General features: G+C 67.6%; 14 protein-coding genes. 9 read left to right on the forward strand and 5 right to left on the reverse strand.

The features are described 5' to 3' along the window. Positions 1 to 11: 11 nt before the first annotated feature. The 4 genes from AC5P7E_RS08765 to AC5P7E_RS08780 all read left to right on the forward strand — a co-directional run bounded on the left by AC5P7E_RS08765 (position 12) and on the right by AC5P7E_RS08780 (position 3,818). Positions 12 to 1,298 (forward strand): DUF445 domain-containing protein, encoded by a 1,287-nt coding sequence (locus tag AC5P7E_RS08765; protein WP_024958724.1) that lies wholly within the window; start codon positions 12 to 14, stop codon positions 1,296 to 1,298. A 245-nt stretch (positions 1,299 to 1,543) separates the two neighbouring features. Next, positions 1,544 to 1,858 carry a DUF3649 domain-containing protein gene (locus AC5P7E_RS08770; RefSeq protein ID WP_005412781.1) on the forward strand — a complete coding sequence of 105 codons (315 nt, stop codon included), beginning with the start codon at positions 1,544 to 1,546 and terminating at the stop codon, positions 1,856 to 1,858. After that, a complete protein-coding gene (locus AC5P7E_RS08775; protein ID WP_099523907.1) occupies positions 1,855 to 3,492 on the forward strand; it encodes a PepSY-associated TM helix domain-containing protein in 1,638 nt (545 codons plus the stop codon). The genes AC5P7E_RS08770 and AC5P7E_RS08775 overlap by 4 nt, the downstream gene beginning before the upstream one ends. Further along, on the forward strand, positions 3,489 to 3,818 hold the full coding sequence (locus tag AC5P7E_RS08780; RefSeq protein WP_005408803.1) for a DUF3325 domain-containing protein: 330 nt from the start codon (positions 3,489 to 3,491) through the stop codon (positions 3,816 to 3,818). Before AC5P7E_RS08775 ends, AC5P7E_RS08780 begins: the two co-directional genes overlap by 4 nt. Positions 3,819 to 3,938: 120 nt before the next feature. On the opposite strand, the gene rlmKL is transcribed toward AC5P7E_RS08780, so the two are convergent. Continuing rightward, positions 3,939 to 6,077, reverse strand: coding sequence for a bifunctional 23S rRNA (guanine(2069)-N(7))-methyltransferase RlmK/23S rRNA (guanine(2445)-N(2))-methyltransferase RlmL (gene rlmKL, locus AC5P7E_RS08785; RefSeq protein WP_099523906.1), 2,139 nt, complete (start codon positions 6,075 to 6,077; stop codon positions 3,939 to 3,941). Between the two features lie 145 nt (positions 6,078 to 6,222). Further along, positions 6,223 to 6,750, reverse strand: coding sequence for a hypothetical protein (locus AC5P7E_RS08790; protein ID WP_329761617.1), 528 nt, complete (start codon positions 6,748 to 6,750; stop codon positions 6,223 to 6,225). A gap of 72 nt (positions 6,751 to 6,822) precedes the next feature. On the opposite strand from AC5P7E_RS08790, the gene AC5P7E_RS08795 reads away from it, so the two are divergent. Then, entirely contained in the window at positions 6,823 to 7,389 is a 567-nt protein-coding gene (locus tag AC5P7E_RS08795) for an N-acetylmuramoyl-L-alanine amidase (protein WP_099529853.1), read from the forward strand. A 688-nt stretch (positions 7,390 to 8,077) separates the two neighbouring features. On the opposite strand, the gene AC5P7E_RS08800 is transcribed toward AC5P7E_RS08795, so the two are convergent. From AC5P7E_RS08800 to AC5P7E_RS08810, 3 genes are all read right to left on the reverse strand, one after another. Beyond that, entirely contained in the window at positions 8,078 to 8,980 is a 903-nt protein-coding gene (locus AC5P7E_RS08800; protein WP_114618483.1) for a sulfurtransferase, read from the reverse strand. Further along, a complete protein-coding gene (locus AC5P7E_RS08805) occupies positions 8,977 to 9,780 on the reverse strand; it encodes a CoA pyrophosphatase (protein ID WP_024957875.1) in 804 nt (267 codons plus the stop codon). The genes AC5P7E_RS08800 and AC5P7E_RS08805 overlap by 4 nt, the downstream gene beginning before the upstream one ends. Before the next feature lie 215 nt (positions 9,781 to 9,995). Then, on the reverse strand, positions 9,996 to 10,697 hold the full coding sequence (locus AC5P7E_RS08810) for an FKBP-type peptidyl-prolyl cis-trans isomerase (RefSeq protein WP_005408797.1): 702 nt from the start codon (positions 10,695 to 10,697) through the stop codon (positions 9,996 to 9,998). A gap of 167 nt (positions 10,698 to 10,864) precedes the next feature. Between AC5P7E_RS08810 and AC5P7E_RS08815 the strand changes: the two genes are divergently transcribed. From AC5P7E_RS08815 to AC5P7E_RS08830, 4 genes are all read left to right on the forward strand, one after another. Next, entirely contained in the window at positions 10,865 to 11,647 is a 783-nt protein-coding gene (locus AC5P7E_RS08815) for an enoyl-CoA hydratase/isomerase family protein (protein ID WP_012479639.1), read from the forward strand. 4 nt (positions 11,648 to 11,651) lie between these two features. Next, on the forward strand, positions 11,652 to 12,005 hold the full coding sequence (locus AC5P7E_RS08820) for a hypothetical protein (protein WP_005408795.1): 354 nt from the start codon (positions 11,652 to 11,654) through the stop codon (positions 12,003 to 12,005). Then, positions 12,005 to 12,694: an endonuclease III gene (gene nth / locus AC5P7E_RS08825; RefSeq protein ID WP_076739119.1), complete on the forward strand. Its 690-nt coding sequence runs from the start codon at positions 12,005 to 12,007 to the stop codon at positions 12,692 to 12,694. The genes AC5P7E_RS08820 and nth overlap by 1 nt, the downstream gene beginning before the upstream one ends. A 196-nt stretch (positions 12,695 to 12,890) precedes the next feature. Beyond that, complete coding sequence (locus AC5P7E_RS08830) at positions 12,891 to 14,102, forward strand: OprO/OprP family phosphate-selective porin (RefSeq protein WP_005408793.1); 1,212 nt, start codon at positions 12,891 to 12,893, stop codon at positions 14,100 to 14,102. Positions 14,103 to 14,221 lie beyond the last annotated feature (119 nt).

Raw genomic sequence — 14,221 nt, forward strand, 5'->3', positions numbered from 1 at the left:
AGACTTCCGGCATGACGTCTGCCAACGACCCGCGCCGCGCTCAGCTGCGGCGCCTGAAAGCCCTCGCGCTGGGCCTGCTGCTGTTGATGCTGGCCGGTTTCGCGGTCAGCCACTGGCAGGGCGAGCGCGGCATCTGGGCCTGGGTTTCGGCGTTCTGCGAGGCCGCAGCCGTGGGCGCACTGGCCGATTGGTTCGCCGTGGTCGCGCTGTTCCGCCGGCCGATGGGCCTGCCGATCCCGCACACCGCGATCATCCCGCGCAGCAAGGAACGCATCGGCGACAGCCTTGCGCTGTTCGTGCGCGACCAGTTCCTGGAGCCGGGCGTGCTGCTGGCCAAGCTGCAGGTGTTCGATCCGGCCAGCCGCCTCGGCAGCTGGCTGGCCGACCCGGCACGCTCGCGCATGCTGGCCGACATGGCCCGCGGCTGGGCGCTGCAGGCACTGGATTTCTTCGACGAAACCGCCGTGCGCCGGCAGCTGCACGGCTTCGTTGTGCAGCAGTTGCGGCAGTGGAATGCCGCTGCCACTGCCGGTGAACTGCTGGCCCTGCTGACCGCCGATGGTCGCCACCAGCGCGTGCTGGACGAAGGCCTGCAGCGGCTGGGCCGCTGGCTCGAGCAGCCCGAGGTGAAAGAACGCGCCTCGCAGCTGATCGTGCGTTACATCCAGCGCGAATGGCCGACGCTGTCGAGCACGGTGAACTGGGTCAAGCCGATTGACGAGATCGGCGACAGCCTGGCCGAGCGCCTGGCCCGCGCGGTACTGGAAGAGCTGCAGCAGGTACTGGCCGAGCCGCAGCATCCGCTGCGCCAGGACTACGAGAGCTGGCTGCAGAATTACGTGCAGCGCCTGCGCGAGGACCCGGCCCTGGCCGAGCGCATCGAACAGCTCAAGCAGGAAATGATCGACCATCCGGCCCTGCAGGACTACGTGCAGGGGTTGTGGGCGCGCATCCACGCCAGCCTGCGCGCGGACCTGCAGCGCGAGGACTCGGCGCTGGTCGGCCACCTGCAGCGCAGCCTGGGTTCGCTCGGTGCCAGCCTGCAGGCCGACCCGGCGCTGCGCGAGGCCCTCAACCAGCACCTGCTGGAAGGCGCGCAACGCCTGACCGGCCGCCTGCGCGAAGGCGTGACCACGCATATCGCGCAGACCGTGAAGGGCTGGGACGAGCGCCATCTGGTGGAACAGCTGGAACTGAGCGTGGGCCGCGACCTGCAGTTCATCCGCTTCAACGGCACCCTGGTGGGTGGCCTGATCGGCCTGCTGCTGCATGCGGCGACAGTGGTGTTCAGGTTCTAGGCCTCAACGCGCCCCTCGGGTCATCACGCTTGATTCATAAAATGCGAATGCCTATCATTTACTGATCGGTTGTACGCTTAGCCAATCGGGTGCGGAGACGCACCCATCGCCCGTGTACATCCCCGACCTCTGAACTGCCCGTCTGCGCGGGCCGTGCTTTGTCGATGGGACACGCTGGGCGACATGCGCAGGGCGCAAGGGGGCCGCGGACGCGTTCCATCCCCTCTCCTACCTGCAGGAATGCCGTGGACCGCTCGCCCGCAACCGCCAGCCCCCGCACCTTCTTTTCCAACCCGCGCTGGGGCGTGCTGTCACGCTCGTTGGCCGCGATCTTCGGCGGTTACGCACTGGCCTCGATGACCAGCGTGTTCTGCGCCGTGGCCCTGCCCGGCGCACGTGGCCAGACCGTGCTGACCGGCATGCTGCTGGCCATCCTGGTCGCCGCCTGTGCGGCACTGTGGGCATTCGCCACCCGCAGCGCGCTGCGCGCCTGGGTCGGCATCCTCGCGCCCGCGCTGCTGATGGCCGCCATTGCACGCCTGATGGGGGCCTGGGCATGAAGAACGGATTCCGCCAGTCGATGGCCTGGCTGCACACCTGGACCGGGCTGCTGGTTGGCTGGTTGCTGCTGCTGATCTTCATGGCTGGCACGGCCAGCTACTACCGCGAGGAAATCAGCCGCTGGATGCGTCCGGAACTGCCGTCCAGCAACGTCAGCATCGACGTCGCCGCACAGCGCGCGGTGGACTACCTGCAGGCCAACGCCGCGCAGGCCGAAAACTGGTTCGTCACACTGCCGCAGCCGCGCAACCCGGCCATGCAGATGTTCTGGCGGTTGCCGCCGGAACTGGCCGATCCCAGCCGTGGCCGCCGCGGTGGCTTCGGCGACGCCACGCTGGACCCCAACACCGGCCAGGCATTGAAGGCGCGCGAGACCCGCGGCGGCGACTTCTTCTACCGCCTGCACTTCGACCTGCACTACATCCCGGTGCTGTGGGCACGCTATCTGGTCGGCTTCTGCGCGATGTTCATGCTGGTGGCGATCATCACCGGCGTCATCACCCACAAGAAAATCTTCAAGGACTTCTTCACCTTCCGCAAGGACAAGGGCCTGCGTTCCTGGCTTGATTTCCACAACGTCAGCGCGGTGATGGCCCTGCCCTACCACGCGATGATCACCTACACCGGCATTGTGACGTTGATGATCATGTACCTGCCGTGGGGCGTGAAGGTGGCCTACCCGCAGGACGAGGACCAGTTCTTCGTCGAGGCCTTCGGTGGCATGCCGGAGGTGACCGCACCGGCCGAAGGCCGCGCCGCGCCGCTGCCGATCGCACAGCTGTTGGACAGCGCACGTGCACACTGGCACGGCGTGGAAGTGGCCGGCTTCACCGTATCCAACCCGGGCGCGGCCAATGCGGTGATCGACATCCGCCAGCGTGACGGCAAGCGCCTGTCCACCGACACCCCGGCCGTGCGCTACGACATGGTCAGCGGTGCGCTGCTGGAAGAGACGCCACCGTCGGGCGGAGCTACCGCGACCCGTGGCGTGCTGTATGGCCTGCACCTGGCCCGCTTCGCCGACTGGGGCCTGCGTGCACTGTTCTTCCTGTCCGGCCTGGTCGGCTGCCTGATGGTGGCCAGCGGCGTGGTGCTGTGGGCGGTGAAGGAACGGCCCAGGCACGCCAAGAGTGGCCGCACCGGCTTCGGCCTGCGCCTGGTCGATGCGCTGAACATCGGCACCGTGGCCGGCCTGCCGATCGCCTTCGCCGCCTACTTCTGGGGCAACCGCCTGCTGCCGCTGGACATCGCCGAGCGCTCGAGTGCGGAGGCCAACGTGTTCTTCTACGCCTGGGCCGGCGCGCTGCTGGCCGCCTTCATCTGGCCGAAGCGGATGATGTGGGCGTGGCAGCTCTACCTGGGCGCGGCCGCGTTCGCACTGGTACCGGTGGTCAATGCGCTGACCACGCATGCGCACCTGGGCAACACCCTGCGCAACGGCGACTGGGTATTGGCTGGCTTCGATCTGTCGATGATCGCGTTCGGCGCGATGCTGGCGCTGTGCGGTTGGCGCATGCAGCGCTGGACGCCACCGCTGAGTGCGGCCGAGAAGAAGAAGCGTGCGGCCGCTGCGGCTGCGCCGAAGGCATCGGTGAACACTGCAGAAGCGGCCGAAGCGGAGGCCAGCGCATGATGCTGCTGGCGCTGACCCTGTCGTTCTCTGCGTTCACCGCGTTGTCGCTGGCGATGGAAAAGCACCAGCACGATCTGCACGGCAAGGCTGCAGCCCCCCCGGCACGGCGCACGCAGTGGCGGGTACTGGGCTGGGTACTGCTGGCGGTAGCGTTCGCACTGTGCGTGGCCGACCACGGCTGGGCGATTGGCCCGGTGCTGTGGCTGGGAACGATGACACTGGGCGGTCTGGCGCTGTCGTTCGGGTTGTATCCGTACCAGCCGAAGTGGATCGTGCCACTGGCGATCGCGCTGCCGGTGTTGGGGCTGGTGGTGGCGTTGCTGTAGCCGGGCCACCGGGGTCGGATCCCTTTCGCGAAGCGCAAGGGCTCTGACCCCTGGTACGTAGATCCAGATGGGGTCAGAGCCCCTGCGCTTCGCGCAGGGGATCCGACCCCGGGCGTCGTGTTACCCCAACCGCTTCAGCTCCCACGCGCGATGGATGCGCGCGTTGCGTTCGAAGTCCGGGCCGATGGTGCGCGCGGTGATCTCGCGGCACTGGGCAAATTCGGCAATGGCGTTTTCTTCCAGCTTGAAGCGGCGGAAGTTGTTCGAGAAGTACAGCACGCCCCCCGGGGCCAGCCGCGCCACCGCCGCACGCAGCAGCTTCAGCTGTTCGCGCTGCACGTCGAAGTCATCGGCGCGTGCGGAGTTGGAGAAGGTCGGCGGGTCACAGAAGATCACGTCGTACTGGCCACGGTCACCTTCCAGCCAGGCCATCGCATCGGCCTGCACCAGAAGGTGCTGGTTGCCGCCCTGCCCGTTCAACGCCAGGTTGTCGTAGCACCACTGCAGGTAAGTGGCCGACAGGTCGACGCTGGTGGTGCTGGCGGCACCAGCCACGGCGGCCTGCACGCTGGCCACGCCGGTGTAGCAGAACAGGTTGAGGAAACGCTTGCCACGCACCTGCTCGGCCATCATCCGGCGCAGCGGGCGATGGTCGAGGAACAAGCCGGTATCGAGGTAGTCGAACAGGTTCACCTGCAGCAGTGCGTTGTTCTCGCGCACTACGATGAATTCATCTCGCTGCTCGAAGCGGCCGTACTTGCTGCCGCCCTTGCCGCGCTCGCGCGACTTCATCGAGACCTGTTCCGGCGGCACGCCGAACACTTCGCGCGCGGCAGCCAGCAGCTCGTTGCGGCGGCGGCGCACGTCGTTCTCCGGAATCGCGGCCGGTGCGGCGTATTCCTGCACGTGCAGGAAGGTACGGCGCTTGCCACCGTCTTCCTCGTAGACGTCGATGGCGGCCGCGTATTCCGGCAGGTCGGCGTCATAGGCACGGAAGCAGGTGATGTGCTCGCGGGCGCGCCAGCTCTTGAACTTCTTCAGGTTCTTGCGCAGGCGGTTGGCCACCATCTGCGCACCTTCGCTCAGCTCGCGTGGCTGTGCCGGATCACGGCCCGGCACGGCGATCGGGTCGCAGACGATCAGCGCACATTCCAGCGCACCATTGAACATCTGGTACTTCTTGCCCGCGCGCAGGCCGGTGGCGAAGGCCAGTTCGTCGTTGCCGCACAGCAGGCTGGCGCGCCACTGCGGCACCGCCTTCTGCAGGGCATTGCCCAATGCGCGGTACAGCGCCGGATCCGCAGCCAGGCGCTCGTCGTAGGGCGGGTTGCAGACCACCGCACCGATCTCCTGTTCGGGCGCGGCCAGGTCGGCAACGTCGGCACGGGTGAAACGGATCGCGTGGGCGACGCCCGCGACCTCGGCATTCTCGCGTGCCGCCTGGATCGCGGTCGGGTCGATGTCGCTGCCGTGGATGACCGGCTTCAGCGCGGCCAGGCCAGCGGCCTCGCGATCGCGCGCTTCGCTCTGGATAGTCTTCCAGGCCGACTTGTCGAAGCCCAGCCAACGGCTCGGCGGCAGGCTGCCGTGGCGCATCAGGCCCGGGGCGACGTCGGCAGCCATCAGCGCGCCTTCGATCAGCAGCGTGCCGCTGCCGCACATCGGGTCCAGCAGGCCGCCACCGGCGGCGTGCAGGCGCGGCCACTGCGCGCGCAGCAGCAGCGCGGCGGCCAGGTTCTCCTTCAGCGGTGCCTCGTGGGCAGCACCGCGCCAGCCACGGCGGTGCAGCGGGCCACCGCCGAGGTCGATCGACAGCGAGGCGCGGCCCTTGCGCAGCGACAGGTTGACGCGCACATCAGGCAGGTCGGTGTTGACCGAGGGACGCTCCAGGCCTTCATCGCGCATGCGATCGACGATGGCGTCCTTGATCCGCTGCGCGGCGAAGCGGGCATGGGTGATCTTGTCGCCGGACACGTGTGCGTCCACCGCCAGGGTCATCTCCGGCTTGATGTGCTCGTGCCACGGCAGCGCACGCACGCCGTCATACAGGGCCTGCTCGTCCGGGCACTCGAACTCGTCGATCGGCCACAGCACGCGGCTGGCCAGGCGCGACCACATCACGATCCGCAGCGCCTGCTCCAGTTCGCCCTCGGCGTTGACGCCGGCAATGGTGGCAGTGGCCTTGCCAAGGCCCAGGGCCGACAGTTCATCGGCAAGCAGGTATTCCAGGCCCTTGGCGCAGGAGACGAAGAATTTCACGGGATCGGTTCGCAGGTGGTCGGGCGCGGCACAGGGGCCGGGCCGGTCGGAAAGGAGGGCCGTAGGCACGGCCGGCAGGCCCGCGCCAGGGGCGGCGGGGCTGCCATTGTAGTCAATGCGGGCGGGCGCGCCGTGCGCCCGGGCTTCACAGTTGCCGCAACAGGCGCTCGAAGGCCTGCGCGGAGGCCTCCACGTGGCGTTCCAGGCGGTGGCCGTCGTCGACCAGCAGCAGCTGCGCCGAACGCGCCTGCGCCCAGGCGATGACCCCGACGGCCGGGACCACATCGTCATGCCAGGCCTGCACCACGGTGGTCGGCACGGCGGCGGCATCCAGCGCCGGCATTGGGCCCATGGTGGTCGGCGGCACCATCAGGAACAGGCCGGCCACCGGCACCTTCAACGAGGCGATGGCGGAGATGTAGGCGCCCAGGCTGGAGCCGGCCAGCACCACCGGCCCCTGCCGGGCAGCGATGGCGGCGCGCTCGACCAGGCGGCGCAGGCGGGTCGGCACGTCGCCCACCCGGCTGACCTCGCTCATCGCGTCCAGGTCGGTGTAGTCGGGGCGCTCGTGGGTCCAGCCCAGGCGCTGTGCCACCTCGGCCAGCGCGGTGACCTTGGTCGCTTCCGGGCCGCTCTCGAAGCCGTGGGACAGGATGCAGTGGCCGCGGCTCATGCGTGCGCTCCGCACGAACGGGCCGACAAGGAAAGGGAAGGCAGGTTCATGCCGCAATGCTAGCATCGCCGGATGCCCAACCCGCTCCTGCCCGGCCTGCAGCTGCAGCCCCTGCCCTACGAAGACCGCCTGCCACTGCGCGACCCGGCCACGCTGGAGATGGTGGTGATCCACTGCACCGAGTTGCCCGACCTGGCGATGGCCCGCGAGTACGGCGAGCGTGTGCTGTACGACAGTGGTGCCGGCAACAGCGGGCATTTCTACATCGACCGCGATGGCAGCGTGGTGCAGTACGTGGCACCGGAACGGGTGGCCCACCACGTGCGCGGCATGAACGCGCATACGCTGGGCATCGAGCTGGTCAATACCGGGCGCTACCCGCACTGGTTCGACAGCCGTCACCAGGCGATGGACGAGGCCTACACCGAGGCGCAGCTGGAAGCGCTGGAGCAGCTGCTGTTGGCGCTGGTGGCACGCTATCCGTCGCTACAGCGGATTGCCGGGCATGACCAGCTTGATCGGGAGCAGGTGCCGGCCAGCGATGATCCGACGCTGATGGTGGCGCGCAAGCGTGATCCGGGGCCGTTGTTCCCGTGGGCGCGGGTGCTGGCGAAGATGCCACTGCAGCCGGTTGGGTAAGCGGCAGGGCTGCGCCCTGCACCCGCAGAAGCAACGGCAACGTCAACGTCAAGAGCTGGCATTCCGGGGGATGGCGGGGTGGGTCCGGTTGCGGGGGACGCCGTAAACCCGTCCATGGGGGCTTGGCCGCGGCATCCATGCCGCGGACACCCCCGCAACCGGCCCCACCCCGCCTTCGACAGATTTCTGCCGCTGTTGGTGGGTGCCGACCTTAGTCGGCACGGAGTCGGATCCCGTTGCCACGCAACGGGCTCTGACCCCGATTTACGCTCGATAGGGTCAGAGCCGTTTCCCGTTGGAAAACGGATCCGACCCCGCGCTTCTCAGGCGCCGGTCGCCACCGGGCGGCTGCTGTCGCTCACCCACCCGCTCCACGAATTGGTGGGTGCCGACCGTTGGTCGGCACGGAGTCGATCCCATGGCGACGCAACGGACTCTGGCCCCGATTTACGCTCGATGGGGTCAGAGCCGTTTTCCGTTGGAAAACGGATCCGACCCCGCGCTTCTCAGGCGCCGGTCGCCACCGGGCGGCTGCTGTCGCTCACCCAACGCTCCACGAATTGGTGGGTGCCGACCTTGGTCGGCACGGGGTCGGATCCCGTTGCCACGCAACGGGCTCTGACCCGGATTTACGCTCGATATGGTCAGAGCCGTTTTCCGTTGGAAAACGGATCCGACCCCGCGCTTCTCAGGCGCCGGTCGCCACCGGGCGGCTGCTGTCGCTCACCCAACCGCTCCAGGAGTCGGCGTAGATGCGTGCGCCGCTCAGGCCTGCGCTTTCCATCGCCAGCAGCAGGTGGCAGGCGGTCACGCCGGAGCCGCACATCAGCACCACCTGCTGCGGATCACGGTTCCCGATCACACCCTGCAGCTCGACGCGCAGTTCCTGTGCATCGCGCAGCCGGCCGTCGGCCACGTTCAACGCAAACGGACGGTTGACCGCGCCGGGTACGTGGCCGGCGACCGGGTCCAGCGGCTCGACTTCGCCGCGGAAGCGTTCGCCCGCGCGTGCGTCGACCAGCCAGCCCGGCGCGTGCTTCAGGCGTGCGCTGATCTCCTCGGCATTGGCGATCTGGGCGGTGTCGAAACGGCCCAGGTAAGCCGGCAGCGCGGTCACCTCGTCCGGCCCCGTCGCCAAAGGTTGCCCTGCGGCCTGCCACGCGGCGATACCACCATCGAGCACGGCCACCTTGCTGTGCCCGATCAGGCGCAGCAGCCACCACAGGCGCGAAGCGGCCATGCTGCCGTCGCTGCCGTCGTAGACCACCACCTGCGTGTCAGGACCGATACCCCACTGGCCGAGCTTCGCGGCGAAGGCATCGCTGTCCGGCAGCGGATGGCGACCATGGCCGACGCGCGACAGATCGGACAGGTCACGATTCAGATCGGCATACACCGCACCCGGGATATGACCTGCCAGGTAATGGCCGCTACCCGCCTGCGGATCGGCCAGCGAGGAACGCGCATCAACCACGCGCACCGCGGTGCTGGCGGTGGCGCGTGCGTCGACCACGCGGATGCCCTCGCCCAACGCGGCAGCCAGGGTGGCGACATCGACCAGGGTGGTCCACGGCGGATTGATCGGGTTCATTGCACTTGCTCCAGGCGGCGACGCAGGTTGTAGAGAATGGCCGCGGTGGCGCCCCAGATGCGCTGGCCGGGCCAGCTGTACTCAAGGACGTGACGGATGCGGCCGCGATGGTTGATTTCGACCTGGCGCAGGTTGTCCGCCGCCATCAGGTAGTCCAGCGGCACCTCGAACACCTCGGCCACTTCGCTGGGCTGCGGCACCGGCACGAAGTCCGGATCGACCACCGCCACCACCGGGGTGACCCGATAGCCGGTGATCGTCACGAAGGGATCGAGATAGCCCAGCGCCTGCACCTGGCCCGGAGCCAAGGCGATTTCTTCCTGGCTCTCGCGCAATGCTGCCGCCAGGGCGTCGCGGTCGTCGGGCTCGGTGCGGCCGCCGGGGAATCCGACCTGGCCACCGTGCGTGCGCAGGGTTTCGGTGCGACGGGTGAGGATCACCTGCGCGCCACTGGCGCGCGGCACGATTCCCGCGAGCACGGCCGCTTCCACCGGAGGCCCGGGCGGCAGCAGATCGATCAGTTCACTGCGGTTCCAGCCATCGCCGGCCGGCGGATCGGCCAACGGATGCAGCGCGCGCATCAAACGTTCGTGGTCGGCCAGCGAGCCGCGCAGTGATTGCTGGAGCTGCGCCCGCAACGGCTGCACGCGATGCAGGATGCGACTGCGTTCGTCGTTGCTCATCGACGACCACCGTGCGATTTCATCGATATGACGTCCGCAGCCGGTGCACTGCCGGTGCGGATCCAGCGTGCACACGCCGATGCAGGGACTTGCGACAACACGCGCCGTTTCTTCCATTGTTTGCACCCGGCAACAGTAGCGCGAAAGGGCTGAATTTGCGCGGGTGGGCCGGTCGGACGGTAGAGTCGACTGTCAGTCGACTCGCGCGCGCAGCGGGCGTTTCCCCGATGTGACCCAAGAGCAGTCGACTGACAGTCGACTCTACCGTCAGGCACTGCGCAAACAAAAACGCGCCGGTGGAATCACCGGCGCGTTTGGTTTACTGCTTCGATTTACTTGACGCTGACCAGCTTGATCTCGAACTGCACAGCCACGTTCGGCGGGAACGGGGTGCGCGGGTCCGCACCGTAGGCCTGGTCCGGCGGCAGGGTGACTTCCCACTTCGAGCCGGCCGGCATCTGCAGCAGGGTCTCGCGCATGGCCTTCATTTCGACTTCGCTGACCTTGATCGACGGGATCTGCTGGGCCGGGCGGGCTTCGGTCGGGCGCTGGCCGTACGGGAACGGACCGGCCACTTCCAGCTGCACGGTGCTGGCCTGGGTCGGCTTGGCACCCTTGCCGGCTTCGATCACGCGGTACTGGACGCCGCTCGGCAGCGACTGCACGCCGGCCTTGGCCTTGTTCGCCGCGATGAACTGATCGCTCTTGGTCTTGTTTTCGGCAGCAGCCTTCTCGTACTCGGCCTTGGCAGCCTGGGCACGGCCCTGCTCGCGCTTCTGGAACGCTTCAACGGCCGGCTTCAGCTGCTCGGCGGTGATCGCCGGCTGCTTCTTGGCGTAGGCATCCTGCAGGCCCTTCACCACCGAGTTGATGTCCAGCTGCTCACCACGACCGGTCAGCTCCGCCAGGTTGTTGCCGTAGTCGTAACCGAAGTAGTAGCTCAGCTTGCCCTTTTCGGACGAGACGTCCTGGGCGAAGGCATTGCCCGTCAGGGCCAGGGCCGCGACGGCGACCGCGATAGAACGCAACTTCATCAAACAGTTCTCCAGGGGTGGTAACTCAGGGACGTTCTGCGCCGCCCTGAGGCGACGGGTTAGGATAACGGGCGCAACGTGTAACCGCTACTCACGATGCAGGCTATGACCCGTCTGCGTTCGCGGAGTTCAATATCACTTTTTTTTAACGTTCCAGGAGTTTCCCCGTGGCCGATGCCCTGATCGCTGTCACCGACGACGGCGCCATCCGCACCGTGACCGTCCAGCGCCCGGACAAGCTCAACGCCCTGAACGCCGCGACCCTGCAGGCCCTGGCCGAGGCCTTCAGCGCCGCCGCCGCAGACCCGGAGATCCGCGTGGTGGTGCTGACCGGTGCCGGCCCGAAGGCGTTCGTGGCTGGCGCTGACATCGCCGAGATGAACACACTCAGCGCGGTTCAGGGACGTGATTTCTCGCTGCTGGGCCAGGCCCTGATGCGCCAGATCGAGCGCATGCCCAAACCGGTCATCGCCCGCGTCAACGGTTTTGCCCTGGGCGGCGGCCTGGAACTGGCCATGGCCTGCCACCTGCGCATTGCCGCCGATACCGCCAAAGTCGGCCAACCGGAAATCAATCTCGGGCTGATTCCCGGCTTCGGCGGCAGCCAGCGCCTGCTGCGCCTGTGCGGCCGCGCCGCCACCCTGGAGCTATGCCTGCTGGGTGCACCGATCAATGCCGCGCGTGCGCTGGAACTGGGGATCGTCAACGAGGTGGTACCGGCCGACGCGCTGGACAACCGCGTGCAGGACATCGCCCGGCAGCTGGCACGCTCGGCGCCGCTGGCCCTGCGCGGCCTGCTCGATGCGGTGCACGTGGGCGGCGAATGCAGCCTGGAAGCCGGGCTGGAATACGAAAGCGCACAGTTCGGCCTGCTGTTCGCCACCGAGGACATGCGCGAGGGAACCAGCGCCTTCCTGCAGCGCCGCCCGCCGGCCTTCCAGAACCGCTGACGCCATGGCATCCCGACCCAACCCCGCGCAGCTGTTTGCCCGGGTCCAGGCAGACGATCTCGACGGCGCCCTGCAGGCCGGGCTGATGGACTATGTCGCCCGCGCCGACGACGCGCAGTTGCTGCCCGGCCACCCGGAACTCCCGCAGCGGTTGCAGCAGGCCCAGCAGCAGCTTCAGGCCGCCTGGGCGGCACGCGAACGCTACCGCGCCCGTGCGGTGCGACTGGCCCGCCGCGAAGCCGAACGCGACGCGCGGCGCACGCCCGCCCCGGCGCCGGACGTGAAGCCCGCCCTGCCCGCCGCGGCCGCCGCCATCCTCGCCCGGGCCAAGGCCCGCGCCAGCGGCAAGGAGCAGTAATGGCCACCACGAAGAAAACCGCACGCGCCCCGGCGCGGCGTGGCGGCACGATGCCGCGCGCCGACGTGGTGGAAATGTTCACCCGCCTGCGCGAACTCAACCCGCACCCGAAGACCGAACTGGAGTACAGCTCGCCGTTCGAGCTGCTGGTGGCGGTGGCGCTGTCGGCGCAGGCCACCGACGTCGGCGTCAACAAGGCCACGCGCCGGTTGTTCCCGGTCGCCAACACCCCGGCGAAGATCCTCGCGCTTGGCGAAGAAGGACTGAAGCAGTACATCGCCACCATCGGCCTGTTCAACGCCAAGGCGAAGAACGTGATCGCCACCTGCGCGATCCTGCTGGAAAAGCATGGCGGTGAAGTGCCGCGCGATCGCGATGCGCTGGAAGCACTGCCGGGCGTGGGCCGCAAGACCGCCAACGTGGTGCTCAACACCGCCTTCGGCGAGCCGGTGATGGCGGTGGACACGCATATCTTCCGCGTCTCCAACCGTACCGGCCTGGCCCCGGGAAAGAATGTGCGCGAAGTGGAAGACAAGCTGGTGAAGGTGATCCCCGCCGAATTCCTGCTCGACGCGCATCACTGGCTGATCCTGCACGGACGTTATGTGTGCAAGGCGCGCAAGCCGGATTGCCCGGGATGCGTGATCGCCGATCTGTGCCAGTTCAAGGACAAGACCCCGGCCGAGTGACGGCCGCATCCATGCAGGGCGTGGATCGACTGCAACCAAGGCGCAATCCGGGCGTCATACGCAAGCGGGTTCAATGGCAGGCCCTGCCGTGACGGGGCCTGCGGTGGATGTCTGCCGCGCGTGAACTGTCACATTTACGCAATCTTTACCTTCTAGCCTGCGCGCATCTTCCCACCTGCCTGCAAGGCTCCTCTCCATGAAACTGCATCACCAACTCCTGACGGTGGCCGTGGCTGCTGCGCTGTATGTGCCGGCTGCACACGCCGAAGTCGCCATCGACGTGATCGGCGGTTCGGAAATCACCTTCGAAGGCCTGGTCCAGGCCGATGGCAACTGGTTCCACAACGATGTGGTCGACCTCAACGGTGGCGACGCCGGCAACGGCAAGAACAGCGAATTCGAACTGCGTCGCGCCGAGCTAGTGCTGAAGGGCAAGGGCCCGGGCAACGTGGAGTGGGTGGTCGGCTATGACGCCAAGGCCGACAAGTTCCTCGACACCAACGTGAAGTACAAGCTGCTGGGCAACGCCAACCACTTCCTGCAGCTGGGCCAGTTCAAGCAGCCCAACAGCCTGGAAGAACTGTCCAGCACCAAGAACAACGATTTCATTTCCAAGGCAGCGGTCACCAACACCTATGCCATCGCCCGCCGCCTGGGCGGCGCGTACAGCTACGGCCAGGACAACTGGTCGGTGACTGCCAGCGCCTTCGGCCGCGAGCTGACCCGCAACCTGGCCCACGGCAGCGGCTACGGCGCGCGTGGCACCTGGGCCCCGATCAATGAAAAGGGCCAGGTCCTGCACTTCGGACTGAGCTACGTCAACTACGACACCGACGCCGACACCCTGCGCGTGCGTGCACGTCCGAATGCCGACCTCGCCACGGCCCGCCTGGTCGACAGCGGCAACCTGACCGACACCGACCGCGTCAGCACCATCGGTGCCGAAGCGATGTACTTCCAGGGCCCGTTCAAGGCCCAGGCCGAGTACTACACCAGCAAGGCCAAGCGCTACGACCACGACAACTACACCAGCGACGGCTATTACATCAGCGGCGTGTGGAACGTCACCGGCGAGACCTGGAGCTACAAGGGCGGCACCCCGGGCACCGGCCTGCCGAACAACCCGGCCGGCGGCCAGTGGCAGCTGGGCGTGCGCTACGACCACATGGACCTCAATGACGGCAACCTCGCCGCCAACCCGGTTGCCGGTCGCCCGCCGATCGTCGATGGCGTGCTGGGTGGCAAGATGGACATCTGGACCGTGGGCGCCAACTGGTACCTGCGTTCCAACTTCAAGCTGATGCTCAACTACGTGATGGTCGACAGCAAGAAGTACAGCTCCACGGCGCGCGGTTTCGTCAACGACGATCCCAACATCCTGGAAGCCCGCGCGCAGTTCTTCTGGTAAGTCCAGCCCCCTGCGTTGACCCGCGAAGGCACGGCCCCGGCCGTGCCTTCGTCGTTGCATCGGCAGCCGCGCTGCCCTGCCGGCGCAGCGGACGTGACATCGCTAATGACGCGTGTCAC

Source organism: Stenotrophomonas sp. YJH_SMC_25 (assembly GCF_059369595.1).

Excerpts from the sequence above, each read along its gene's own strand:
- AC5P7E_RS08765 (WP_024958724.1), top strand. The coding sequence starts at position 12 with ATGACGTCTGCCAACGACCCGCGCCGCGCTCAGCTGCGGCGCCTGAAA.
- AC5P7E_RS08775 (WP_099523907.1), top strand. The coding sequence starts at position 1,855 with ATGAAGAACGGATTCCGCCAGTCGATGGCCTGGCTGCACACCTGGACC.
- AC5P7E_RS08780 (WP_005408803.1), top strand. The coding sequence starts at position 3,489 with ATGATGCTGCTGGCGCTGACCCTGTCGTTCTCTGCGTTCACCGCGTTG.
- AC5P7E_RS08790 (WP_329761617.1), bottom strand. The coding sequence starts at position 6,750 with ATGAGCCGCGGCCACTGCATCCTGTCCCACGGCTTCGAGAGCGGCCCG.
- AC5P7E_RS08795 (WP_099529853.1), top strand. The coding sequence starts at position 6,823 with ATGCCCAACCCGCTCCTGCCCGGCCTGCAGCTGCAGCCCCTGCCCTAC.
- AC5P7E_RS08800 (WP_114618483.1), bottom strand. The coding sequence starts at position 8,980 with ATGAACCCGATCAATCCGCCGTGGACCACCCTGGTCGATGTCGCCACC.
- AC5P7E_RS08805 (WP_024957875.1), bottom strand. The coding sequence starts at position 9,780 with ATGGAAGAAACGGCGCGTGTTGTCGCAAGTCCCTGCATCGGCGTGTGC.
- AC5P7E_RS08810 (WP_005408797.1), bottom strand. The coding sequence starts at position 10,697 with ATGAAGTTGCGTTCTATCGCGGTCGCCGTCGCGGCCCTGGCCCTGACG.
- AC5P7E_RS08820 (WP_005408795.1), top strand. The coding sequence starts at position 11,652 with ATGGCATCCCGACCCAACCCCGCGCAGCTGTTTGCCCGGGTCCAGGCA.
- nth (WP_076739119.1), top strand. The coding sequence starts at position 12,005 with ATGGCCACCACGAAGAAAACCGCACGCGCCCCGGCGCGGCGTGGCGGC.
- AC5P7E_RS08830 (WP_005408793.1), top strand. The coding sequence starts at position 12,891 with ATGAAACTGCATCACCAACTCCTGACGGTGGCCGTGGCTGCTGCGCTG.